21 protein-coding genes are annotated in these 23137 nt (G+C 45.3%); 10 read left to right on the forward strand and 11 right to left on the reverse strand.

The genetic code is table 11. The features are described from left to right. Positions 1 to 198: 198 nt before the first annotated feature. Positions 199 to 909, reverse strand: coding sequence for an iron-sulfur cluster repair protein YtfE (gene ytfE, locus VT06_RS03940; RefSeq protein ID WP_046552983.1), 711 nt, complete (start codon positions 907 to 909; stop codon positions 199 to 201). Between the two features lie 169 nt (positions 910 to 1078). Between ytfE and norR the strand changes: the two genes are divergently transcribed. Together norR and VT06_RS03950 are read left to right on the forward strand one after the other, a co-directional pair. After that, positions 1079 to 2605 (forward strand): nitric oxide reductase transcriptional regulator NorR, encoded by a 1527-nt coding sequence (norR, locus tag VT06_RS03945; protein ID WP_046552984.1) that lies wholly within the window; start codon positions 1079 to 1081, stop codon positions 2603 to 2605. 12 nt (positions 2606 to 2617) lie between these two features. Continuing rightward, positions 2618 to 3382 (forward strand): molybdopterin-synthase adenylyltransferase MoeB, encoded by a 765-nt coding sequence (locus VT06_RS03950; protein WP_046552985.1) that lies wholly within the window; start codon positions 2618 to 2620, stop codon positions 3380 to 3382. On the opposite strand, the gene VT06_RS03955 is transcribed toward VT06_RS03950, so the two are convergent. From VT06_RS03955 to VT06_RS03965, 3 genes are all read right to left on the reverse strand, one after another. Continuing rightward, complete coding sequence (locus VT06_RS03955) at positions 3379 to 3768, reverse strand: putative zinc-binding protein (protein ID WP_046552986.1); 390 nt, start codon at positions 3766 to 3768, stop codon at positions 3379 to 3381. The two genes, VT06_RS03950 and VT06_RS03955, sit on opposite strands and share 4 nt — an antisense overlap. Before the next feature lie 202 nt (positions 3769 to 3970). After that, positions 3971 to 5173, reverse strand: a complete 1203-nt coding sequence (locus VT06_RS03960) for an NnrS family protein (protein ID WP_046552987.1) — start codon at positions 5171 to 5173, stop codon at positions 3971 to 3973. After that, the gene (locus VT06_RS03965) at positions 5173 to 6471 is read right to left on the reverse strand and encodes a nitrate/nitrite transporter (protein WP_046552988.1); all 1299 of its coding nucleotides are present in this window, start codon (positions 6469 to 6471) and stop codon (positions 5173 to 5175) included. Before VT06_RS03965 ends, VT06_RS03960 begins: the two co-directional genes overlap by 1 nt. 89 nt (positions 6472 to 6560) lie before the next feature. Between VT06_RS03965 and VT06_RS03970 the strand changes: the two genes are divergently transcribed. The 4 genes from VT06_RS03970 to rnk are packed head-to-tail and all read left to right on the forward strand — an operon-like array spanning position 6561 to position 10483. Further along, positions 6561 to 6791, forward strand: a complete 231-nt coding sequence (locus VT06_RS03970) for a hypothetical protein (RefSeq protein ID WP_046552989.1) — start codon at positions 6561 to 6563, stop codon at positions 6789 to 6791. Beyond that, positions 6773 to 8269 (forward strand): MFS transporter, encoded by a 1497-nt coding sequence (locus VT06_RS03975; protein WP_046552990.1) that lies wholly within the window; start codon positions 6773 to 6775, stop codon positions 8267 to 8269. The genes VT06_RS03970 and VT06_RS03975 overlap by 19 nt, the downstream gene beginning before the upstream one ends. Positions 8270 to 8282: 13 nt before the next feature. Beyond that, a complete protein-coding gene (locus VT06_RS03980) occupies positions 8283 to 10019 on the forward strand; it encodes a bifunctional protein-serine/threonine kinase/phosphatase (protein WP_046552991.1) in 1737 nt (578 codons plus the stop codon). 56 nt (positions 10020 to 10075) lie between these two features. Further along, positions 10076 to 10483 carry a nucleoside diphosphate kinase regulator gene (rnk, locus tag VT06_RS03985; protein WP_046552992.1) on the forward strand — a complete coding sequence of 136 codons (408 nt, stop codon included), beginning with the start codon at positions 10076 to 10078 and terminating at the stop codon, positions 10481 to 10483. 63 nt (positions 10484 to 10546) lie between these two features. On the opposite strand, the gene mog is transcribed toward rnk, so the two are convergent. From mog to VT06_RS04000, 3 genes are read right to left on the reverse strand one after another with little or no spacing between them, the layout of a single operon-like run. Further along, positions 10547 to 11083: a molybdopterin adenylyltransferase gene (gene mog / locus VT06_RS03990; RefSeq protein ID WP_046552993.1), complete on the reverse strand. Its 537-nt coding sequence runs from the start codon at positions 11081 to 11083 to the stop codon at positions 10547 to 10549. Positions 11084 to 11111: 28 nt separating this feature from the next. Then, entirely contained in the window at positions 11112 to 11984 is an 873-nt protein-coding gene (locus tag VT06_RS03995) for a U32 family peptidase (RefSeq protein WP_046552994.1), read from the reverse strand. A gap of 4 nt (positions 11985 to 11988) precedes the next feature. Next, entirely contained in the window at positions 11989 to 12981 is a 993-nt protein-coding gene (locus tag VT06_RS04000) for a peptidase U32 family protein (RefSeq protein WP_046552995.1), read from the reverse strand. Between the two features lie 109 nt (positions 12982 to 13090). Here VT06_RS04000 and VT06_RS04005 point away from each other — a divergent pair, with 109 nt between their 5' ends. Both VT06_RS04005 and hemN read left to right on the forward strand, forming a co-directional pair. After that, the gene (locus tag VT06_RS04005) at positions 13091 to 13591 is read left to right on the forward strand and encodes an SCP2 domain-containing protein (RefSeq protein ID WP_046552996.1); all 501 of its coding nucleotides are present in this window, start codon (positions 13091 to 13093) and stop codon (positions 13589 to 13591) included. A gap of 109 nt (positions 13592 to 13700) precedes the next feature. After that, positions 13701 to 15062 carry an oxygen-independent coproporphyrinogen III oxidase gene (hemN, locus tag VT06_RS04010; protein ID WP_046552997.1) on the forward strand — a complete coding sequence of 454 codons (1362 nt, stop codon included), beginning with the start codon at positions 13701 to 13703 and terminating at the stop codon, positions 15060 to 15062. Positions 15063 to 15173: 111 nt separating this feature from the next. Here the strand turns inward: hemN and VT06_RS04015 are convergent, their stop codons facing one another. Together VT06_RS04015 and VT06_RS04020 are read right to left on the reverse strand one after the other, a co-directional pair. Continuing rightward, positions 15174 to 16820: a bifunctional diguanylate cyclase/phosphodiesterase gene (locus VT06_RS04015; RefSeq protein ID WP_161795034.1), complete on the reverse strand. Its 1647-nt coding sequence runs from the start codon at positions 16818 to 16820 to the stop codon at positions 15174 to 15176. A gap of 453 nt (positions 16821 to 17273) precedes the next feature. After that, complete coding sequence (locus tag VT06_RS04020) at positions 17274 to 18863, reverse strand: methyl-accepting chemotaxis protein (RefSeq protein ID WP_046553158.1); 1590 nt, start codon at positions 18861 to 18863, stop codon at positions 17274 to 17276. A gap of 346 nt (positions 18864 to 19209) precedes the next feature. On the opposite strand from VT06_RS04020, the gene VT06_RS04025 reads away from it, so the two are divergent. Then, the gene (locus tag VT06_RS04025; RefSeq protein ID WP_046552999.1) at positions 19210 to 19689 is read left to right on the forward strand and encodes a hypothetical protein; all 480 of its coding nucleotides are present in this window, start codon (positions 19210 to 19212) and stop codon (positions 19687 to 19689) included. A gap of 22 nt (positions 19690 to 19711) precedes the next feature. Here the strand turns inward: VT06_RS04025 and VT06_RS04030 are convergent, their stop codons facing one another. Beyond that, the gene (locus VT06_RS04030; protein ID WP_046553000.1) at positions 19712 to 20116 is read right to left on the reverse strand and encodes a hypothetical protein; all 405 of its coding nucleotides are present in this window, start codon (positions 20114 to 20116) and stop codon (positions 19712 to 19714) included. Positions 20117 to 20434: 318 nt separating this feature from the next. On the opposite strand from VT06_RS04030, the gene VT06_RS04035 reads away from it, so the two are divergent. Continuing rightward, positions 20435 to 20686 (forward strand): hypothetical protein, encoded by a 252-nt coding sequence (locus tag VT06_RS04035; protein ID WP_046553001.1) that lies wholly within the window; start codon positions 20435 to 20437, stop codon positions 20684 to 20686. A gap of 88 nt (positions 20687 to 20774) precedes the next feature. Here the strand turns inward: VT06_RS04035 and VT06_RS04040 are convergent, their stop codons facing one another. Next, positions 20775 to 23042 carry a nitric-oxide reductase large subunit gene (locus VT06_RS04040; protein ID WP_046553002.1) on the reverse strand — a complete coding sequence of 756 codons (2268 nt, stop codon included), beginning with the start codon at positions 23040 to 23042 and terminating at the stop codon, positions 20775 to 20777. Positions 23043 to 23137 lie beyond the last annotated feature (95 nt).

A 23137-nucleotide genomic window follows, 5' to 3' on the forward strand; every position in this document is an offset into this window, starting at 1 on the left:
TTAGTTGTCGCTCGCCTAGCTGTCAAGATTTTGGTGATTGTGATTAATGGTGCTAACGCCTAGTGTTTGTTACTCACTGTGTTGTTCAGTTGTGCCTGTCCTTTTTACTGTTTTTACTGCTGCTTACCTGTAGTGTCAGAATGCAAAAACGCCACCCGCAAGGTGGCGTTTTTATTAATCAAGGCGAGGGGAAATAGCTTATTGGCAACTACCGCAACACATTTGGCTGTCTGCTCTTTGGTTTACTGCTGGCTGCACAAATAAAATCTGATTCTCAAGTAAAATATGCTGCATTAAATCTTCTTTTAGTTCCTGTAACCCCAGGTACAACGCGGTCCATGTGTTACAGGCATCGGCCGGCAACGTAATATTATTGGTTAGTTTATCAAGAGTTTCCAGTGCATCGCCATGTTGCAGGTGTTCTTCCTCCATTACACTAATTGGCCCCACCGGATAAATTCCACCGGCTAACATTGGAAACAAAATTTGCTCCTCTTTTATCATATGGCTTTCCAGCTCCTGGTACATGTCATCCAGATGCTGAGCCAGGCCAGTTGGACAATTTGGGTCTGTTTCGTGGACATGTTCTACCCGGCGTGCTAAACGACACAGTTCAGGCAGTTGCTGGCGGTGGCGCTGGTGAAAGCGCTGCAGAATATGCTCAATAAGCTGCTTTACCGGTTTGCTGCGCCAATCAGTTATCTCGCCATCTTGTTGTTGTAATAGCCTAAGTGCACTCAGTATTGGCGCGGTATCCAACTCTTTTTTAGCTAAAGCTTGGCGCAGGCTATGCTCGCCGCCGCAGCAGAAATCTAGTTTATTTTGATGAAATACCGCCGTTGCACCGGCAATAGTGGTGGCAATGTGGCCTAAAGACTGATCTAAAAGTGACTTGTGAGTGAAAGACATACTAACTCCTGCTTACTTAATTAAAGTGCCGCGTTAACTGTGCGGTTAACCTTATATGGCAAGAGTTAGGCCATAACTACCACCTTTGATTTATATAGCATTATTATCAGCTATGGTAGATTACACCCAGTAAAAGCAGGGTGAAAACAACCCAGAGGTAATAACGACCATGTTGGAAGAGAGTTTAATTGCAGATTTGATCACAGATTTACCGGCGGCGGTACGTTTGCAGCGTTTGGTAAGTACTTTACGTAATCATTTTGGTTGTGGTGCGGTAGGGTTGCTTAAAATTGAACATGACATATTGAGACCGGTTGCGCTGCATGGTTTAGTGCGCGAAGCGCTAGGCCGCAGATTTATTGTGGCTAAACATCCGCGGTTGGCGGCTATTTTAGCCAGCCGTAACCCGGTAAGGTTTGACCCCGACAGTGATATGCCAGATCCGTATGATGGACTGTTAGCTGAGCAGCCCGGCCTAGCGTTGCCGGTACATGATTGTATGGGTATTTCGCTGTATATTGAAGGTCGTTGTTGGGGTGTATTAACCCTGGATGCGTTAAATGCCGGCAGTTTTTCTCACGTTGCAGTATTTGAATTGCAGCGTTATAGCTTATTGGTAGAAGCCGCGGTGCGGATGACGGAACTGGAGCAGGCTAACCGGGCGCTAAGACTTAACCTGCAGGCCCATGAACCGCAGTTTGAAGCTGCCAGCAAGCAGCGCTATGAGCTGATTGGCCAAAGTAAAGTGCTGCAACAGATTTTGCAAGAGTTAACCATAGTGGCGAGCTCCGATTTACCGGTGTTGCTGTTAGGTGAAACCGGCGTTGGTAAAGAGCTATTTGCCCGGCATTTACATCGCAGTTCAGCACGCGCCAGTAAACCGATGATATACCTTAACTGTGCTGCATTGCCGGAGAGCCTGGCTGAAAGTGAATTATTTGGCCACAACAAGGGGGCGTTTTCCGGCGCCCACAGTGAACGGGCGGGTCGTTTTGAGGCAGCACATGACGGTACGCTGTTTTTAGATGAGGTGGGCGAGTTGCCGTTGTCGGTGCAGGCAAAGTTACTGCGGGTATTGCAAGATGGTGAAATTCAGCGTTTGGGTTCGGATAAAACTCGGTTGGTTAATGTTCGTTTGGTGGCTGCGACTAATCGTGACCTGAAACAACAGGTAAAAAATGGGGAGTTTCGGGCTGATTTATATCATCGCTTATCGGTATATCCACTGCCGATCCCGCCATTACGCGAGCGGCCGGATGATATCCCGCTGCTGGCTGGCCATTTTCTTGAACTAAATCGAAGCCGTTTAGGCCTGCGTGCGCTTAGATTATCCAATGATGCTGAACTGTCGTTGCTACGTTATGACTGGCCGGGAAATGTCCGCGAGCTGGAGCATGTTATCAGCCGCGCGGCGATTAAAGCTCTTAGCCAGGGTGCAAACCGTAATGACATTGTTACCCTGGAAGCCACAATGTTAGATTTGGACACGGCACCGCTGTCAATCCCGCATAGTGAAGCTCTTGCTCCGGTGCCACGAGGTAGCATCGCATTAAAGCAGGCTGTAAATCAGCTGCAACGGCAGCTAATTCAACAAGCTTTGGCCCAGCAAAATGGTAGTTGGTCGCAGGCCGCACGCCAACTAGAGTTAGATCCCAGTAATCTACATAAACTGGCACAGCGGCTGGGCTTAAAATAACCTGAGAACACTATGAGTAAAGCAGATAACAGAAAAGAGTTAAGTACTGCGCAAGCACTGCGCTATAGCCGTCAGCTAATGCTGCCAGCTTTGGATTTTCGCGGCCAGGAAGCGTTGTTGGCCAGTTCAGTGTTGCTGATTGGCATGGGTGGTCTCGGCTGTGCCGCTGCACCGTATTTGGTCGCTAGCGGTGTAGGCAGTATTACGCTGGTCGATGATGACAACATCGATCGTAGCAATTTACAGCGGCAAATTTTGTATCGGGAAGCAGATATTGGCTTGAATAAAGCTAAGCAAGCCGCAGCAAGCTTAAGCCAGTTAAATTCTGAGATTGAAATTAATGCCCTGCAGCAGCGTTTAAACGCTGAAGCTTTAATGCAGCTGGTACCGCAGTATTCGCTGGTGCTTGATTGCACCGACAATTTAACTACCCGCAATGGCATTAACGCTGCTTGCGTTAAGGCTAAAGTACCGCTGGTATCAGGCGCAGCCATTCGCTTTGAAGGCCAAGTGGCCAGCTTCAGCATGCAGGGTGATGGCGCCTGTTATCACTGTTTAAGCCAGTTATTTGGCGAGCAGCAACTCACCTGTATGGAAGCTGGTATTTTAAGCCCTGTGGTAGGCATTATTGGTATCATGCAGGCGCTGGAAACAGTAAAAATATTGGCCAGCGTCGGCACGCCGTTGTACGGTAAGTTGCAGTTATTTGATGCCTTAACCAGCCAGTGGCGTCAGTTTAGTTTAAATAAAAGCCTTGACTGTATTGTCTGCGGTTAAGTCTGGGCTCGCTTTGCTGCTTGGTGCAGTATATCGCTATGCACCATTTGTAGTAGTTTATAGGCATCGCTTAAATCACAGTTCTCATGGTCCCGTTTTTTATAGCCCAAAGATGTTAACTCAATATGCCAGGTAGGCACTACGTCTACCGTTGCCAAGGTCTGCTTAACGCAGTTAAGCGGGCAGCCGTCTACGGCCAGAATTGGTCTGCCGGATTGGGCTACTTTTATTAGCTGTTTTATCTGACCGCCAACTCCGGCAATACAAGACATTTGTGCCAAGCCTTCCCGATCCAGCACTACGGCTAAATCGTTAGCTAATTGCGCCACGTTGGAGCAGCCGGAGCAAGAGTAAACCAGCGGTTTTGATGGATAATCGTTGTTCATGCTAAGTACCTTTATAGCTGGACTATTAACCAGTTAACAATATGCACCCAGTGTAGAAGCTGAAATAAGCGACAGCTTGATATAAATCAAAGCATGGCATCGGTTACCTATTTAGAGGTAAAACTGTTTGTAACTTTAGGGGGGTTAACCTTGGGGGGCAGATCCAATTAACCGGTTGTTTGTCCATAGCAACACGTCTGATTTAACCTGGCCGGCCATCTGGCCTTGGCGTGGTTAACACTGGGAAATACACCAGTACATACAGCAAATAAGCCAGTACCCAGCCGCCGACACCTAACCATAACCACTGCGAAGTTTGTGCTGGCCATAGCCAAATAAGTAGGGTGCGGCTGATGGCTGCCGCCAGTACCAGCAAAAAGGCCAGCGACATGATGGCATGCGGTTTTAAAGCTCGACCGCTGTGGCCTAGGGATACCCTGGCCATCATACTTAAAATCATACCGCCCATAGCGCCAGCGGTTAATGCATGCAGCGCTATGCTGTTGCTGATGTTAAACCCGGCAAAGCGCGCGCTAAACAGCGTCAAACCAAATGGAATACACCAGTATGCCAGATGTAAAGACCATAATAGCGGCACTTTTAAGGTGATCCAGATTTTCCAGCGCAGGCAGCGCATGGCGGTTAATAGAGCGCTGGCAGCGAATAAGCTACTCATCGCCAGTGGTGGCAGGTATTTGGTTAAAGCAAAAAAGTGCAGCACAAATATCAGCCATAACGAGCCAAGCGCGGCACTGTCTAACCAGATAATGGGCTCGACTTTTTTAGTCTGGGTACCATTAGCCGTAAACATTGGTAATACCCGACCACCGACAATTGCAATCAGCAGGGTGACCAGCCAGACCGCATTGTTGCTGCCAAGCTGAATTAAATCGTAGCGGTTATAGGCTACGCCCAGATACATCAGTGCATTACAGGCAGTAAGTAGCAGTAACACCGGCACAAAAAACAGGTTACGGCTTTGTCCGGTTTGCAACAGCGGTCGTGCCAGCAGATAAGCGCAAATGGGTAAAAAGCTAAGATCAACTGCGGCAACCAACGCCAGTGGCAGACCTTCACCAAACAACAGTAACAGACGGCCACTTAGCCACAGCACGCTAATAATAAGTAGGCTGTAACCATGTGGTGCGCGTAACCCGGTCCAGTTTTGCACTGCGGTCAGCAAAAAACCAATAACAATGGCACAAACAAAACCAAACAGCATTTCATGGCTATGCCAAAACAACACGTTGGCAAAAGGGTTAAGTTTAATATGGCCAGCGAGTGCCAGCCCCCAAAGCAGCATGGCGATGGCGCTAAAGGCGGCGCCAAATAGAAACATGGGCCGAAAAGCTTGGCGCAACAGTGGCAAGAGCTTCTGCTCGGTTGCTAGATCGGAAATTTGCATTATTTATCCTCGTCTAAAAGAAAGTTTTCGGCTCGGGCAGCCGATAGTTTTTGCTGATATTGTGCCGCCTGGTTGGCGAAAAACATGGTAATCATGCACAGCGCCAGCACACCATATAAAATCATAAAGCAGCCGGTTACGATGCCAAGTACATCTTGCGCCATACCAAACATTACCGGTAAGGTGCATCCACCCAGTGCGCCAATAGCTGCAATAAAGCCACCCACGCTGCCCATATGATGCGGGTAATAGTCGTGAATAACCTTATACACACTGGCTCGGCCAAAGCCTTGTGCCACACCAATAATGAAAATAAGTAAAGTAAACCACCAGACATTGATGCCAATTTCCAGCTGTACGTCTTTTTCCAGACCATGCACAATTAAAGTGGTAGGTGGATAACTTAAAAAGAACAAGCAAACGATACTAACCCAAAACACGCTCCAGTTAACTGCGCGGCCACCGTAACGATCGGCAAACCAGCCACCGAGTGCCCGCATCATGGACGAGGTTGCAACAAAAAATAGGGTAAAGGCCATTGCCTGCTGGGCGTTCATGGCATAAGCCTGCATATAGTATTGTGGCAACCACAACAGCAAGGCTAAAAAGCTGCCAAATACAAAGTAGTAGTATAATGAAAAGCGCCAAATCCGCGCATCACCAGCCATGGCACGTAAGCTAATAGGTGCTACCTTGCTATAGGTCTGGGGTAGCTCTGGCGGTGCTAATATGGCGAACAATAAGGTTATTAGTAACAGGCCTGCAGCATAGAGTGGCCCCACCCATTGCCAGCCCAAATAATGTATCGCCAACGGTACCAGCATAAAAGTAATAGCAACCCCGGCATTGCCCACCCCAAATAACCCCAGTGCCCGGCCCTGACTACTAGAGGCAAACCAGCTACTTACATAACGCACACCAAAGGTAAAAGACACACCACTGATGCCAAACCAGAGGCCAAGCCATAAATAACCGCTGTAGTTATTTACCCAGGGTAGCAATAGTAGCGCCGGTATTACCGCTAACATTTGGTAAATCCACAGCCGGCGCGCACTAACCTGATCGGCTAGTATACCAAACGGGATCCGCAGTAATGCACCGCTTAAAATAGGTGAAGCCAGCAAGATGCCATATTCGGTGGCACTGAGTGCGAGTTGTTGTTGCAGCTGTAAGCCCATAACGGCATATAACGTCCATACCGAAAAGCAAGCAGCAAAGGCCAGAGTTGCCATAAATAAAGCACGTTTTGCGCCTGGCAGCGTGGCTTGAGCCAGCGAAGTGGGGCCAAGGTGCGTCATAGTAAAGCATCCAAGAAAACTCGATACGCAGTAGTGTAACGCGTAAGTAGATTGCTGCTGCAGATAAGAGGGTGTACCTCTGACGCGCTGTGCGTCATTTGACCGGTATTGGCGCTATGCCAGAATGGGTAGACACCGGCCGTAAGCTGCATTTTAGCCGCAAATGGTGGGCTACCACTAAAGAGGTAAGCGATTGCTTTTCATTAAAAAATGTAGAAAAAGCTTTGTTTTATATCAATGATTTTGCCGTTAGCGCTCTCTACACTGGTGGCAGTTTATTATTAATCCTGTGGAGAATGTTATGGCTGACCCTGCTTTAGCAACGAAAAACGGTAGTGGGTTAAACCTGCTTAATTTCGCTGAACAAAAAATAAAAATGCTACACCTTACCTGGTTTGCTTTCTTTTTAACCTTTGTTATTTGGTTCGCGCATGCACCGTTGCTTATTCATATAAAAGAAGCATTGTTATTAACTGACGCACAAATTAAAGCACTGTTGATTTTAAATGTGGCGATTACTATTCCGGCACGAATCGTCGTGGGTATGTTGGTCGACCGCTATGGCCCACGTATTATTTACGCGGTAGTGTTATTTATTTCTGCATTACTGTGTATTGGGTTTGCCTTTGCCCAAACTTACTCGGCAATTGCGCTATTTCGTTTTTTATTAGGGTTTGTGGGAGCAGGCTTTGTTGTCGGTATTCGCTTAGTCGGTGAATGGTTTCCGCACCATCAGGTTGGTACCGCCGAGGGGATCTATGGTGGCTGGGGTAACTTTGGTTCCGCTGCTGCCGCAATGACGTTGCCAACGTTGGCACTGGCCTTTGGTGGCGATGATGGCTGGCGATATGCTATTGGTACCGTTGGGGTAATTAGTGCTATTTATGCACTGGTGTTTTATAAATATGCCCGCAATACGCCTAAAGGCTCAGTGTATTTTAAACCTAAAAAAACTGGGGCTATGGTAGTGTCAAGTTGGGGCGCATTGTGGGGCCTTATTTTGATGAACATACCTATGCATCTTGCGCTTGGCATGCTGGCCTGGCGCTTATCACCGGCCGGCGTAAATTTATTTTCTACTGCTATGATGTATGTGTTGTGGGTGGTGTTGCTGCTGCTTTTTATACTGCAAACCCAACAAACCTGGCGGATTAACGTTGATCATTTGCGCGCCGGTGTATCGGAGAATGATAAATACAGCTTCAAACAAGTTGGTATTTTAAATATTGCTTACTTTGCTACCTTTGGCTCTGAGCTGGCGGTAGTGTCAATGCTACCGTTATATTTTCTTGAAACCTTTGAAGGGTTAAGTGCGGTTTCAGCCGGTTTGTTGGCGTCAGGTTTTGCTTTTATGAACTTGGTATCACGGCCGATGGGTGGTTGGTTTTCTGATAAATTTGGCCGGCGAAAAAGCATGCTGATCTTAATTAGTGGTCTGGCTGCAGGCTATTTTATGATGGGCTTAATGGACAGCCATTGGTGGATCCCTGTTGCCGTGTTGGCTACTATGGTTTGCAGTTTTTTTGTGCAAGCTGGCGAGGGGGCGGTGTTTGCGATAGTGCCTTTAATTAAGCGCAGCATGACCGGGCAAATTGCGGGTATGGCAGGTGCCTATGGTAACGTTGGTGCTGTAGTGTATTTAACGGTACTTAGCTATGTTAGTTACAGTATGTTCTTTTTTGTCATAGCAGCGTCAGCGTTGGTGGGGCTGGTAGCGGTAATGTTTTTGGATGATCCGAAAGGGCATATCACTGAAGTTGCCGAGGACGGCACTGTTCATCGGATTAACGTTGGGTAATAAAGGATAACAGGTGAGTTTATCAACGCTGGAACTAACGATTAGCAGTGTCTGCGAAGCCGGGATTAAACCGGTTAACGAAGATGCGGTGGCGTTAAATGTGCCTGCTGATACGCACTTGTTAACCTATAAAGGTGCCTGTTTTGCCCTAGCGGACGGAGTTAGCACCGCAGAAGCCGGCCAACAGGCCAGTGAGCGGGCGGTAAGCCGGTTTTGTCGTGAATATAGCCAAACGCCAGATAGCTGGTCGGTGGCCTTTAGCGCTGAACAGTTGCTTGCCACTATTAATAATGAGTTGTATGAGCTGAGTCATCAGTTTACTCATGATCAAAAAGGTTATCTAACCACCTTTACTGCCTTGATTATTAAATCGCAAACAGCCCATTTTTTTCATGTAGGCGATAGCCGTTTGTATCATTGGCGTGATGGTATGCTTAAGCAACTGAGCCAGGATCACACTACCGTATTGTCTGAGCAGTGTCAGTATCTTAGCCGGGCGCTGGGTATGGATAGCCGCGTAGAATTGCAGCAGGGTATGGTTAGCTTAAAAGTGGGCGACAGGTTTTTGCTGTGCTCTGATGGTATTTCAGATTTTATTGCTGTCGAACAGCTACAACAACATATTAACGCTGCTGCTGATTTAGCCTTATGCTCCATTTTATTAAAGCAACACGCATTGTTACAAGGTTGTGATGACAATATTAGTTTAATTTTGCTGGAAATTACCGCATTACCGCAGCAAAGCCTGGATGATTTGAACCAATGCCTTACCCAATTACCGTTTCCGCCGGCGCTTAGCGCAGGAATGAAATTAGATGGTTATAAAGTGCTAAGCGAGCTATTTGCCAGTAGCCGTAGTCATTTATATTTGGTGGAAGATGAGCATGACGGTAAACAGTTAGTACTGAAGTGTCCGTCGCTAAATTATGATGATGATACCTTGTATATTGACCGTTTTATCCGCGAAGAATGGATAGGTTTACGCATGGATTCGCACTATGTGGTTAAAGTGATCCGGCAAAACCGGCCGCGGACTTTTTTGTATTACCTGATGGAGTATTTACCAGGCGACAGCCTGGAGCATTGGTTTGCATGTCAGCCAAAACCGCTAAAACCGGTTTTAGCTATTAAACTGGTAAAACAGATAGCCGAGGGTTTAAAAGCATTGCATCGGATGGGGGCTATTCATCAGGATTTAAAACCCGGCAATATTATTTATTTGAGTGACGGTAGCGTAAAAATTGTTGATTTTGGCTCAGTTTATATTGCTGGTCTGGCAGAAATATACAGCCCGTTGCAACATGAGGTTGCATTGGGCACAGCCGCTTATTCAGATCCGCATTATCTGTTGGGGCACAACTCGGGTGTACAAGGTGATATTTATGCATTAGCCACCATTGCCTATGAGTTGTTTAGTGGCGGCCATTTACCTTATGGCGAAGCGGTAGAAGCATGTCGCACCGCGGCAGATTACGACAAGCTGCGTTATCGCAGCGCGCATCAGTTTAACCCGGTTATTCCCAGCTGGTTCGATCGTGCTTTGCAAATGGGGGTAAGTTTAGATTTATCACAACGTTATCGCAGCATTACTCAGCTGCTGACTGACTTACAGCAACCTAACCCCGCGTTTTTACACCAAGAGGTTAAATTACAACACAGAACCAATCCGTTGCTGTTTTGGCAATTATTGTCTGGCTTTTGGTTTATTACCTTGATATTGGTGATATGGCTATTTCTGCTGAAGCACTAACTTGCTTTTTATAGCCGTCGGGCTTTTTGTTTTTTGATTATTATCAGGAGTGTGTAATGAGTTCAAAACCGGCTATTGTCGTTTCTAGTCTTGATATGGACAGGATAGAAGCGTTAATTGAAAAAATGCAGCGAGTAACCCCGGAAATCGAAAAGCTGGAAGAGGAGCTGGATCGCGCAACTATTGTTGATTCAACCAAGATGCCAACAGATGTTGTTAGCATGAACTCTGTGGTGCGTTTTAAATTTGCAGGTGACAACAAAGAGTTTGAGAAAACGCTGGTATACCCGAATGATGTAAATAGCGAAAACCATATTTCAATTTTTGCACCTGTCGGCAGTGCTTTATTGGGAATGGCCGTTGGGCAATCGTTGGAATGGCCAACGCCTAATGGTCGTAGCCACATTGTAGAAATTCTTGACGTAATTTACCAACCAGAACGAGCTGGCGATTTTCAACGTTAAGTTAAACAGGATGATATTGCTGAAAAATCAGATTTGGGCAGTATCAGCGGTTTGTCGCGTCGGTTACTTTGGTGGCCGAAAAGCGTTTATAACGACATCATTGCACTGCAAATAAGGCCCGTCCATTAGATCAATGCAGTAGGGAATAGCAGGAAACACGGCGTCTAGACACTGCCGAATCGCTTTGGGTTTGCCCGGCAGGTTAATAATTAAACAGCTGCCGCGCAGGCCGGCGGTTTGCCGCGATAATATTGCTGTGGGCACATATTTTAACGATTCGCTGCGCATAAGCTCGCCAAAACCCGGCATCATTCTGTCGCACACCGCTTCGGTTGCCTCGGGCGTAACATCGCGTTTAGAGGGGCCAGTGCCACCGGTGGTAACAATTAAACAGCAACTTTGCTCATCCGCTAATTCGCGCAGCGTTTGTTCTATCAATAGCTGCTCATCAGGAATAAGCCGGTATTCTGCTTGCCAGTCACTGCTTAAATAATCCTTTAAGGTGTCGATAATGGCGGTACCGGATAAATCTTCATAAATACCGGCACTGGCGCGGTCACTTACCGTTACTATGCCAATTTTGGCGCTTTGTGTCGTCATTACTGCTTCCCGTATTTCACTAAGGTTGCTACCCCGTTGCCATACCCGCTAAATTTAGCCAGTAGCCGTTGCTATCGCTGGCGCCAAGTTGCTGCGGTGCGGCGCCATTCAGGTTGGCTTTAAACTTGGCTAGCCAGTCAAAGGTGCCAATTACTTGTGGGCTCAACCGTACTATATCCACTGTGTCTTGCATAGTCGGTAGTTGATTTATCAGGTTGTAACAATAACCTGATTGGGTTTGAATGCCGTTTAGCACAAAAACTTGGGTATTATCCTGACTTTTAACATCTCGCCCTTGTGGGTAGTTGATACAGCACAACTCACATTGATCTTTACTGCGGTTTTCTGAGCGGGCGGTAAAGCAGCGGCCACTCCAGGCCAGTGGTAAATGGCCAAAACCAAACACTTCTGTGCTAAAACAGTCACGAATATCGGCAATAATGTCTTGGTTTAAAACATCGTTTAACCACTGGCCGGATATTTCTACCGGCATTACCCAGCGTGTAAGCCCCATACTAACCAGTCGGCGCAATGTATGCTGGTTGTAACAGTTTATCGCAGCGCCGGCGACAAAAGGCAGGCCTTGCTCCTGCAGCATACTGATAGCGCCTACGTCATTAGCTTCAATTAAAAACTCACCATTATCGACATACTTTCTAAGCTCTCTTAATTCACCCGGCGCCTCGTATAAGGTCATTGATGATAAACACACCTGCTTGCCAGCTTCACGTAGCATCTGAGCCAGGGCGAAGTAGTCGTTAAATTTCAGCTCGCGTCGCTTACTGCAGACGGTTTCACCTAGGTAAACAATATCGACATCACTGTCTGCAGCGTCTCGGTAAAACTGCTGCATTTGTGTTTTCGGCCAAAAATACAGCACCGGGCCTAATGAGAATTGCATGGCATTATTTCCAATTACGATGATATGCACCCAAGGTGGTTTGGCTGCCTTCAGCTAAACCTGCCAGAACCTGCTGCCACTGCGGTTGCACGTTGAAATGATCTGGCGCATTTAGCACTGCATCGATAGCAGCGCGCCACACTTTAGTAATTTGCGCCACATAGGCCGGACTGCGTTGGCGGCCTTCAATTTTCAGCGACTTAATGCCCTCTGCATACAGCTGTGGTAGTAAATCCAGCGTGTTTAAGCTGGTGGGCTCTTCCAGCGCATGATAGGTATCATCACCGACACTAAATCGGCCTTTGCACAACGTGGGGTAGCCGGCGGTTTCGTTGGGGGCAAAGCGGTCAATTAAAATACCGTTTAAGCGTGACTCCAAGGTGCCGTTGTTGTCTTGCCAGTTAACAAAGGCCGCTGGCGAGCAGGCGCCTGCGGTGTTGGGCGATTGGCCGGTCATATAAGAGCTTAAATAGCAGCGACCTTCGGCCATAATGCACAGACTACCAAAAGCAAAAACTTCCAGGTCGATATCGCAGCTGCGGGCCAACGCTCGCACTTGCTGCATCGACAACACCCGCGGTAACACCACCCGGCTAATGTCAAACTGGCGGTAAAAATTAATGGCAGCAGCATTGGTGGCTGACGCTTGCACCGACAAGTGCCGCTCTACTTTAGGGTAACGCTCTGCCGCGTAAGCCAGCACGGCAATATCTGCCAGGATCAGCACGTCAGCACCGGCGTTAGCGGCCATATCCACCGCCTGCCGCCAACGTTGAAAGTTGTTAGGGTGGGCAAAGGTATTAATGGCTACATGCAGCTTTTTGCCATGCTGATGCACAAAGCGGGCGGCTTCTTTTAGCCGGTGCTCGTCAAAATTTAACCCTGCAAAATGCCGGGCGTTGGTGTCGTCTTTTAAGCCAATGTAAACGGCATCTGCGCCATGTTCAATAGCGGCCTTTAGTGCCGGCATACTGCCGGCGGGACAGAGCAGCTCCATGTATTGCCTCTTCAATATGTAATTACGTTAACTACCCACGACAGGGAATGGCGAGGGCGTTAGCACTGTGGTTTCATTATAGAGCCTGAAATAACGGAATTGCTTACATATGATTGATATTAAAAGAGTTAACTATAAATTGGTAAGTGCTCTACCCACAACACTGCGCCAGCTTAACCGCTATGCGCCCAAGGCAGCTCAGGTCAAAGTGTTACAGTTAGCCATAAACCAGTTTTTTAAGAAAGAATTGCAAAATAGTGAGCTGGATTTTTTGCAAGAAAAGCAGTTAGTCATAGTGGTGAGTGATATTGCGCTGCAATTTGGCATAAGTCTTAATGACAGAAAACTGCAGGTGCAACTTAACCCTACACAGCCAGCTCTGCTGTTAACAGCAGAGCTGGCAGATTTTGTTGCCATGATGAGTAATACTACCGATCCAGACACACTTTTTTTCCGCCGTCGTCTGCAACTGTTGGGCGATACTGAGTTGGGGCTGTATTGCAAAAATTTGCTTGATAGTATCGGGCCAGATCGTTTGCCTCCGTTATTGTCAGAGGGCCTAAGCTGGCTGGCACAGCAACACGCATTGATTGCAGCAACAGCAGATTAAACCGTTCCTGCGATGGATCAAAGTTACGGTTGTTAGTCATCGCTATACTAATGCTTATACGCTATCGCCAGTAGGCTACATGTTATAAACGCGCCATTACGAGGTTAAGATGCAAAATATAAAATGGGATAAAAAGTTAATCAGCAAGTACAACATTAACGGCCCGCGATATACCTCTTATCCTACGGCGCTAGCGCTGAATACTGATTTTGAGCAAGCACATATTCAAACTGCAATCAGTAACAGCACGAATGAGTTAAGCCTGTATCTGCATATCCCGTTTTGCCATAAGCTATGCTATTACTGTGGCTGTAACAAAGTGATTACCCGTCATCAGCATAAAGCAGATACTTACCTGAATGCATTGGCCAAGGAAATGGCGTTATACGGGCCTAAACTGGCCACTAAGCGTATTAATCAGCTGCATTTAGGTGGCGGCACCCCCACCTTTTTAACTGAAACTCAGCTAAGTTTGCTGATGTCACTGCTACATAAATACTTTACCATTGCCAGTGACGCTGAAATTAGCATTGAGATAGACCCACGCAGTTGCAGTGATGACAAACTGCGGCACTTGCGTACGCTGGGCTTTAACCGGGTAAGTTACGGTGTGCAGGATTTAGACGAAAAAGTGCAAATTGCAATAAACCGGGTGCAGGATACCGAGCTTATTCGTCATCAGGTGGCGCTTAGCCGCGAGTTGGGCTTTAGCTCGATTAATCTGGACTTAATATACGGTCTGCCGTTTCAGCAACCCGCCAGCTTTGCCCAAACGGTTGATGAAATTATTCTGCTTAATCCACATCGCATTTCACTGTTTAGCTACGCGCACATACCCGAACGTTTTGCTGCCCAGCGTAAAATTGCCGATAGCAGCCTGCCAGATGCGCCGTTAAAACTTGAACTGATGCAACTGGCGATTAACCGTTTTGTGGCAGCCGGTTACCAGTTTATCGGCATGGACCACTTTGCCAGACCCGACGATGCGTTAGCCAAAGCACAGCAAGCCGGTAAGTTGCAGCGTAATTTTCAGGGTTACACCACAGCCGGGCAAGATGCTTTAATTGGCCTGGGCGTATCCAGTATTAGCCAAGTAAACGGGGTATTGTGGCAAAACAGCAAAGATTTAACAGACTATTATGCTGCCATTAACGTTGACAAAATGCCGGTTGAGCGCGGTTTTAGTTTAAATGCCGATGATAAACTGCGCGCTGCACTTATTAGCCAGCTTATTTGCCATTTTGAGCTCAACGTAGACACATTTTGCCAGCAATGGCACATTAATGGTTTTTGGCAATACTTCGCTGAAGCGCTAGAGCGTTTACAGCCGTTTATGGAAGATAACCTGGTAGAGGCAGACGATCAGCGGATAACCGTAACCAACGCCGGCCGGTTATGGGTGCGCAGTATCTGCGCCTGCTTTGATGCCTATTTAACCCAAGGCCAGCAGCGGTATTCTAAAGTAGTGTAACAGAACAACTCTAGGGTAGTAGTTAGCTTATGTCCTGTAAAAGATGCTAGCAGCTTAATCGTTCGGGTTATTGGTCAATTACTGCCCCATTTTTAATGAACATCTACAACGTTAATCGCTGACCTGAAAGCTTTGGCTGGTCAGCATTACTTGAAAGGCATCTGGTGTTATTGGCCTGCTAAAATAAAAACCTTGCGCATAATCACAGCCTAACTGCAACAACAATAGCCTTTGTTGCTCGTTCTCGATACCTTCTGCAACCGTTTTAAGACCCAGTCCTTTAGCAAGTAATAGCGTAGTTTCCACAATGGCTTTATCTTTTACGTTAGTCGTAACATTATCAATAAAACTTTTATCTATTTTTAGCTGACACACGCTAAATTGTTGCAAATAGGCCAGGGATGAATGACCTGTGCCAAAATCATCTATGGATAAACAGATCCCAAGTTGTTCTAAACGTTCTGCGTTTTTAATGGCGATATGGGGTTGTGATATTAAGGCGCTTTCTGTGATTTCAAGCGTAAGATTAGGTGTTGAGAGTGACAGTTCGACCAATAGTTGTACTATGAAATCAACAAAATCAGGATCTTGAAAGCTTGCTGCTGAGATGTTTACTGATAATTTTTTATCATATTTAAAATTTTGTAACTCAAGCAATAAAAGTAGACTCTGTTTAATTACCCATTGGTCAAGTTTTTTAATTAACCCATAATGCTCAGCCAGCAAAATAAAACTATATATGTTGTTGTTTGGGCTATCTGGGTGATTAAGCCGAAGTAGTACCTCTGCGCCTATGCAACTATTTGTTTTAAGCTCTATTTGTGGTTGAACCACCAATGATAAGTGTGTTGGTTTGAGCAATTCTTGCCGCAAAATCGACAGTTGTTTCATTTGTTTTTCATATTCCAGTTTCATTGCCGATTGAAATATAACTAATTTTTTGCTGGAATGTTTAGCTCTTCGTGACGCCATATCGGCATTGGTCAGCAAGTCAGAAATGTTTTTTCCGTGCTGGGGATATATGCAAGCACCAAAGCGGCAATTTATGGTAGTTTGCAAGATACCCGCGGTAATTTCTCCTTGTAATAAATGCAGCTGCTGCTCATAAAGAGTTGTTAAGGTTGCAATATTACAGTCGGGAAGCAATACCACAAATTCATCACTATTTAGACGTGCAATAAAGCAATCAGCTGGTAAGGTAGACTTTAACTTAGTAGCGAAGCTGATTAATAGTTTATCACCTGCAACCAGCCCATACTGATTATTAATTTGTTTAAAATTATTAATATTAATCAAGAGTATGGCGAAATTACGTTCTTGCCATTTTTCAAACTGCTGTAAAAGACTATGCCGGTTAGCAAGTTTTGTAATATTGTCGGTAAATGCCAAACTGTGAATATGCTGCTCTGCTCGCTTGATGGCGGTTATATTTTCTTTTATAGCCATAAAGCGCCAAATTTCACCTTGTGTATTCTTTATCGGCATAATGGTGATATGTTCATTAATCAAATCACCATTTTTACTTTTATTAGTAAGCTCTCCACTCCAGGCGTTACCTTTTGCTAAGGCGTGGCGAATGTCGATATAAGTAGTTTCCGGTGTTTTGCCCGATTGCAATATTTTTGGCGTTTTTCCAATAATCTCTGCGGTGGTGTAACCACTGACATGACAAAACGCCTGATTAACAAATAAAATATTATGTTGTAAATCAGTAATAACAATTGAGTTAGTACTTTGTTTAACCGCTTCACTTAGCATTTGCTGTTGCTGGGCTACGGTATCAGCGTGTTGATAAAACTGCTCCAATGCTAAGGTAGTTTGCTGCAAGTCTTTAAATAAGGCACCAACCTCGCCATCTTCAATAAGATGTTCGGTGGTAGATGTAGTTCGGTGTTCGCGAGTTGCTTTTAAAAAACAATGTAGCCTGAATAAAATATTAGTAAAATAGCGAATTGTTACAAACTGATACAAGAGAACCAGGGCGAGCGCGCTAATAACTGCTAAACCTTTTACCACATTTAATTGGCTGTTTACGTTAAACAGCCACATTAACGCAATAAGAGTCAGAATCCACAGCCCTGCACCAAGCCACAGCCAACGTTTAAATGGCATTCTATAACGATATAAATAATCAAAAACTGCAGTCGGTTTCATTATACATCTCAGATAACCATCAATATTTTAGCTTAGCATAACTGTTATCACAGTGAATTATATCTTAGGAAGTTTTGATGCTTTCATCTTACTATGCCAGAAAAAATCAGTGAGTAAATTAAAATGGTTACTTAGCGTTTGCAGCGCAGTGGCTTGCAGCCTACTTTGCTCACTGTGCTCTCTGGTATTTTCTGCAAGATCGCGAATTTGATACAAGCTTTGGTTAATACTGTCGGCAACAATGCCTTGTTGCGTGACAGCGGCGGCAATTTGTTCGCTAGCCGCAATGCTGCTAAGAGTACGGACACTGAGCTGGTTAAACTGCGCGGTCAGCTGCGAGATAGCAATAACCGTTTCTGCGGTTTGCACTGTACCTTGCTGTAACACTTTGCCACTTTGTTGAGTGCTGGTATCAATTAAATGACTTATTTGTCCAATTTCACTGACCGAGCGCTGTGTTCTGTTGGCAAGTTGTCTTACTTCATCGGCGACTACTGCAAAACCTCGTCCTGCCTTACCGGCCCGAGCCGCTTCAATGGCGGCGTTCAACGCTAGTAAATTGGTTTGGTCTGCCAAGGCGGTAATTACATCTAATACGTTACGTATTTTCTGACTGTGTAACCTAAGCTCGGTAAATTCAGTAGTGGCTTGTTGTAGTGTGCTATCTAGCTGGCTTAATTTTGCAGTGGTTTTTTGAGAATAATCATTACACTTGGTAATACCTTGTTGTAGCTCTTTGCCATTTTGGGCATTTTCTGTCGCATTAACTGCAACATCTTGAATACTTGCTGCCATTTGGTGCATAGCTGTTGCTAACGATTCTGTTTCGGTAAATTGTTGTACCACGTTTTGGCGTAATTGCTGCATTTTTACTGCAATATGTTCACTGCTAATATTTACCTGCTCTGCAACAAAGCGCATCCTTCCTGCCAGTGCCGCAGTGTCACTTTGTTTACGTTGTAGTTGAAAGGTAATGCTGGCAGTCGGAAGCCGACTACCGGTATAGATATATTGAATGGCTTGGCTGATGAGATCATTGTTGGCTGCTTTATGCTCGCTGCTGACGGGGTTAAGCAACCGCATACCCAGCAACGCACTAGCCAGCAACGCCAGTGACAGTAGCACTATATTAATAGTGGCATGTTGAACAACCAAGGGTTGCAGCATTAGCATTATAAGTATTGGCAAAAAAGTTAATAACAGTAAATGGTTAAAATGAAAACTAGCAATTCGGGGTGTTTTAGCACTGTTTAGTTGCTGATATATATGTTCTGCGCGGGCAATTTGTAACTGACTAGCCTGACGGCGCACCGATTGAAATTCAATAATACGGCCTTCTTTGTAAATCGGTGAAACATAAGCATCTACCCAGTAGTGATCGCCATTTTTACAGCGATTTTTCACGACACCTTGCCATGACTGGCCACTTTGTATCGTTTGCCACATATGCTTGAAAGTAGCGACAGGCATATCGGTATGGCGCAAAATATTGTGGCCATGGTTTATTAATTCTTGTTCTGTATAGCCGCTTATCTCGAGAAAGTCTTTATTAACCGAGGTTATACGCCCTTTGAGATCTGTTGTAGAGAGAATATTAGCATTTTCATGCACAGGGATATTTTTCTGAGTAACCGAGCGTGTCTGCATAACCGTAATCCAAGTAGCTATAACTGTGTATAACATTAACAGCCGTAGCTTAATTACACATCGATAATAAGTGAATACTCTCTTTTTGTTGACACTGTCCAAGGTAGGTATATCTAATGCCGATCTGTTCTCGTTTAAGCTTGGATAAGACGGTAAAACCAAATATCATTTTCGGAGTACCTTGGTTCAATGGCTGTATTTGTTTTAAAATGAATTATTTTGTTACTGGTTAAAACCTAAATAGTCGGCTATGCCAAAAATACAATAATTATTTAATATTATTTTAAATTGTTCAGTGCTTATTATCAGAGACGCAATTTTATGTCTCTACTTGAGGAGGGAAATAATGAATAGATTACAATTGATGTTGCTCAGTGGTGTACTGCTAATCAGCGGTTCGTTACTGGCTGAACCCGACCACCATGAACATCATGATACCCAAGCCAACCCTTTGGCCAATTTAAGCTTGAATGAGGGGGCTAAATGGCCAGTAGATGAGGTGTTGAGTTCTGCCATGCTGCGTCTTAGACAACAACTGTTAAGCCGGTTAGATGCTATTCATCATAACCGTTTTAGTCAGCAAGAGTACCAACAGTTTGCACAAGTGTTAGAGCAGGAAATTAATCATATTGTTACCAATTGCCAATTAACACCCGAAACTGATGCCCAGTTTCATTTACTGCTAGCAACACTTATACAAGCCAAAACCGCAATGCGGCAAGAAAGTATTGTTGACCAACGGCAGGGTGCGATAAAGGTACTAAATGCATTACAACATTATCCAACGTTTTTTCAGGATGAACCTTTTACCGCTATTAAACATTAGACCGGTGATATTCTCGCCAACGTTAGTATAACTCCACTAATTCGCCTTGACGGTTAAAGGTCAGAAAATCGGCAATCATGCCGCCCTGAATTTTTTCAGTCATCATTTTTAATGGTTGCGCTGCTTCGTCGCTATTTGGGGCAAAGCTACCTCTGCCACCAATAGCTGAAACAAAAGCGATATCCCAGTCAACCCCGGTATGTTGTGATTCAGCTACTAACACGTTAAATTCGGCTACTTCGTCTGGTAGTTTATCAACACAGAGTACCGGTGCTAAAGCGCCGCCCATTCCTTGCTCAAAGTTGTTTTTTTGCCCGTCGGTATAGCCATTGGGCAGCTCCGCCTTAGCAAACACAAATAGCAGGCGCTGTGGCTCGTCTTGCATGGCAGCAGCCTGAATTAAGTCGGTATAAGATTCAATATTCATCGTATAAGCCTGGTAATATTTTAAGCCAGTGTAGCAAAGGCAGGGCTGGTTTAGTTTTGGTATTTAGAGGTAATGGTTTACCTCATTTGTGGTAGGGGCAGTGGCCGCTTTAGATCCTTTATGTTGTTTCTAAGGTGCTGGGTTATTTAAACCTTTTAAAGTTATTAAGACCCAATTATGAGTCATAAAGACCCAAAAATAGCATGATGTTATTTTAAGTGATTGAAAAATATGATTTCGTATTATGGCATATAACTTGCTCAAGTAAGCCCGAGCGATAAGCTCTGAACAATGTCACGTTGTATTGCTGGAGCTGTTATGGATAAATCTATTAGTTTGACAAAAGCTGTTATTTTGAAGCCTTGGTTAAGGCGAGCTAACATATTGCTAATATTGTCTTTTGTAGCGTTGCTAGTTACTATTGTTGTGTGTTACCCACTGGCCCATTGGGTACCGTTTCATCTGCAACTCGTCGGGCATATTAGTATGATCCTCAGTGCCACCTTAGTGAAGCTATCCTATATCGGTCGCTGTATTGTACAACACGAATTACTGCAGCGGGTAGGTTAAGCCGGAAGTAACGATTGCAATTTTAGCTATAGTTACCATATACAAAGACACCACAGTTAATTTGTGGTGTTTTTGTATTAATTCATAATTAACTGGATAAATGCACTGGTTCCTGTGCAGCGTTTCTGTTGAACACCCCTTTTACCACCTGAGCGCTAACTGCTAGCGCGCCGATAATAAAGATCACATCACCTATTGTGCGTACCCAGCGCAACGTCTGTAGAATGTCGCTTTGCATAAAGGCTTCGCTGCGGGCATACCATAAGCCTTGTGTGGCGCTGGCATAAAACTGAATAAAGCCAATTGGCAACAAGCTGGTAAACAGCATTAATACCAGACCTGTGTTCATCCACCAAAATGCCGTTTTCATCAGTTTTTCATCAAACACCAGCTGCGGCCGGATATAGCGCAGAATTAGCAAACAAAAACCCAGTGCCAGGAAACCATAAACTCCAAATAGTGCAGCATGAGCATGGGTTGGCGTGGTATTTAAACCTTGAATATAGTACAGCGCGATAGGCGGGTTAATCATAAAGCCTAATACGCCGGCACCTAACATATTCCAAAACGCTACTGCCACGAAAAACATTAATGGCCATTTAAGATCAGCCATCCAAGGTGCACGGTCTTTCATTCGCCATTGTTCAAATGCTTCGTAACCTAGTACCACTAAAGGCACTACTTCTAACGCACTAAACGTTGCGCCAACCGCCATTACTGGTGTGGTAGTGCCTGAGAAGTATAAATGGTGAAAAGTACCAGGAATACCACCAAGCATAAACAGTGATGCCGATGCTAAGCTAGCACTGGTTGCCATAGTGCGCGATACCAAACCCATACTGTGGAAAATAAACGCTAATGATACAGTGGCAAATACTTCAAAGAAGCCTTCTACCCAAAGGTGTACCACCCACCAACGCCAGTATTCCATCACCGATAAGTTGGTACGCTCACCGTAGAATAAACCTGCGCCATAAAATAAACCGACGCATATTACTGAAGCAGCAAACAAGGCTAATAAGTTTTTATCACCGGGGGCTTTAAAGGCTGGCACAATAGCGCGCAGCATTAAACCTAACCAAAATAAAATACCAATATATTTAATAATCTGCCAAAAACGGCCTATATCGATATATTCATAACCTTGGTGACCAAACCAGAAGCTATATTCATGCGGCATAATCTGCATAATGGCAAAGTAGTTACCGGCAAAAGAACCTGCGACTAATACTACTAATGCCCAGAATAATATATCAACACCTAATTTTTGATACTTAGGATCTTTACCACCATTTATAATAGGTGCTAAAAACAAGCCGGCTGCTAAAAAGCCAGTAGCAATCCAAAACATCGCAGCTTGTAAATGCCAAGTACGGCTTAAGCTATACGGTAGCCATTCAGTGGTATTTAAACCATAAAAGCCATCACCTTCTACGGTGTAATGCGCGGTAAAACCACCCAAAAAGACTTGTAGTGTAAACAGTGTCACTACCATCAGTATATACTTACCTAACGATTTTTGTGATGGAGTGAGTGTTAACCTAGCAATCGGGTCGAGTTGAGGCGGCACGGGTTCTTCATCGTCGTGTTTACGCAAAAACGCCCAACCCCAAACCAGACCCCCGATACCGGCGATCAGCAGAATAATACTAACGAGTGACCAAATTAGGTTTTCTGCGGTGGGTCGGTTGTCAATTAACGGCTCATGCGGCCAGTTATTGGTATAAGTGGCACTACCCGGTGTACGTTCGGTACTAGCTGCCCAGGCTGTCCAGAAGAAAAACTGGGTCATCTCCTGGCGTCTGCTTAAAGCCGGTAATGTGTTGTTTTTCATTGCATAGTTTGCGCGGGTTTGCGCCAGTGCCAAATCATCACCAAACAAAGCAATGTAGTGTTCTGCCGTTTGCGTAATAGCAAGTACCCGCCTGTCGCTTAGAAGCAAAGTGTCAGTGGCTTTGTCGTAGCTGTTAGTGCGATAAGCCTGCTTTAAGTCAAACTTAAGGGCATGCTGCTGCGCGGGGTTCAGTTCAGTAAAGTTAATACCAAACTCATCCTGCGCGGCCAATTCAAGCCAGGCTATCAGCTCGCGGTGGAGCCAGTCAGCTGACCAATCAGGTGCCTGATAAGCACCATGGCCCCAAATGGAACCTAACTGCATTCCCCCCACTGATTGCCAGGCGGTTTGGCCGTTTAAAATGGTTTCGTTAGTCATCAGCACTTGCCCTTGCTGATTAACCACCTTAGCCGGAATAGGCGGTGCCGAGCGATACACCTCTGCCCCAAAATAGCCCAGTACCGCGAAGGTGATGGCAAAGGTGCCGATTAACAGCCACCAGAGTTTACGATATCCGGCCATTTAGCCCCCTTAAAACATTGTGATTGCGCCTAAGTGTCATACTTCACTCCTGTTATTGTCATAGTTGGCTAAGCTAAGCTTGCCAACACTGCCAT

It is taken from the genome of Arsukibacterium sp. MJ3 (assembly GCF_000987765.1).
In the GTDB taxonomy this organism is placed as follows: domain Bacteria; phylum Pseudomonadota; class Gammaproteobacteria; order Enterobacterales; family Alteromonadaceae; genus Alishewanella.